At 66.5% G+C, this 1,588-nt stretch carries 1 protein-coding gene and 1 pseudogene (1 of these 2 only partly in view); one reads left to right on the forward strand and one right to left on the reverse strand.

What is annotated here, in order from left to right; genetic code table 11:
- A pseudogene (locus ACFE99_RS18620) lies at window positions 1–993 on the forward strand (serine/threonine-protein kinase); it begins 470 nt to the left of the window's first position.
- Window positions 994–1,063: 70 nt separating this feature from the next.
- On the opposite strand, the gene ACFE99_RS18625 reads toward ACFE99_RS18620, so the two are convergent.
- On the reverse strand, window positions 1,064–1,582 hold the full coding sequence (locus ACFE99_RS18625) for a hypothetical protein (protein ID WP_375487845.1): 519 nt from the start codon (window positions 1,580–1,582) through the stop codon (window positions 1,064–1,066).
- Between the last annotated feature and the right edge of the window lie 6 nt (window positions 1,583–1,588).

Raw genomic sequence — 1,588 nt, forward strand, 5'->3', positions numbered from 1 at the left:
GAACGATTCAGCGACCAGGAGACGACCCCCGCTGTCGATGTCTACTCGCTGGCCTGCGTGCTGCACGAGGCGCTGACAGGAAGCACGCCGTTTCCGGGTCTCAGCCACCAGCAAGCCATGGCAGCTCACCTCTCCTCCCCACCGCCGCGGCCCAGCGCAATAAATCCGCGAGTGCCGGCATCTTTTGATGACGTCATCGCGCGCGGCATGGCCAAAGAACCCGACGACCGCTACGGCAGTGCGGGCGCCTTGGGCCGCGCAGCCCTGCGCGCCCTGAGAGCCGATGCGCGCTCCGCGGCAGCGGGGACCAGCATGGCGGGGCCTACGGCGGCAGCAGCCCCGCCTGGCCCGGTGCCCTTTGACCCCCGGTGGCGCCCTGGCATGGGTGGGCCGGCTGGGACCGATCAGCAAGGCCCCGAGTACCCTTCCCGCGCTTGGCTTTTACCGACAGTGATCGGCGTCGCCGCGACGTTGCTGCTAAGCGCGGTCGGGGTCATCATCGTTTTGCTCGTCAACCAGAAAGGGGGCCCGGCGCCCAGCCCGTCGCCGACGACCGGCGACACAGCGGCACCGACCTCCTACCAAGGCTCGGCACCACCTACGCTCCAGCAGGCGCCGACGCTGGCGCCTCCCCCGCCGCCGACCGCCGTGACCCCTCCCCTTATCACCGGGCCAGACAACACCCCCAGCCATGAGAGTTGCGACTTCGGGTACTCGCTGAATAACGCCAGCGGGTGGGGCAGCCACGCCGGGCGCGGCACACAAGAGACGTCGTGCTTTTTCGCCGCCAGCGTGCTGACTTCCTACTGGGACCGATACGGCAACGCCAGCCGCCAAGCGCGAACCGTCTCAGCGCCCGGGGCGGTCCAGTGCTCCAGCGCCGAGGGGGAGCTGTGCGACGGCTCGAACTACGTCATGCAATGCGTCGCTTACCCGTCCGATAATTGGATCACCTGCACGGGCGGGAAGAACGCGCGCGTCTACCTGTTCTAGGCAGATAGCTCCTCGCGGGCTGCATCGGCTTCACACCAGCGGCCGGCCGGTCAGGCAACCGATAAGAGCCCTACTGATCACATTGGCCGGCAGGCAATTCCGCCGCATGGGAAGTCAACCACTTGCTAACTTCGGTGAGTTCTTGAGTGCCGTCACCGAATGATCCCGATGCCGGCTGTGTGGCCACCGCGACGGCGGTCAGCCCGGTCGGCGTCTTTAGCACTCCCAACTGTCGCACCAGATAGCTACCGGTGGATGATGGCCCCCATCCACCCTTGAACTGGGTGTCCGGGATTAACCCAAGCCCCCATCGCTGGTCCTTCTCCACTTGACTCATCAGCATGAAGATCGGCGCATTGGCGCTGTCGCATACGGCCGCGGCAGTGAACCGGGCCTGGTTGGTCAGCGGCCAGATCGTCTGGCCGAACGCAGCGAACTCCGGCCGCAGCTTTCGCCACTCCACGGTCGTCGGATCGCCGTATCTGCTCAGGACGGCTTCGACTTTGTGCGCTGCTGTGACCGGATCGCCCAGCTGCTCCCAGATCAACTCGGCTGCCGCGTTGTCCGATTCGGTGATGGCGGCCCGCATCGAGTC

Source organism: uncultured Mycobacterium sp., assembly GCF_964249325.1.
Lineage (GTDB): Bacteria > Actinomycetota > Actinomycetes > Mycobacteriales > Mycobacteriaceae > Mycobacterium.

Excerpts from the sequence above, each read along its gene's own strand:
- ACFE99_RS18625 (WP_375487845.1), bottom strand. The coding sequence starts at position 1,582 with ATGCGGGCCGCCATCACCGAATCGGACAACGCGGCAGCCGAGTTGATC.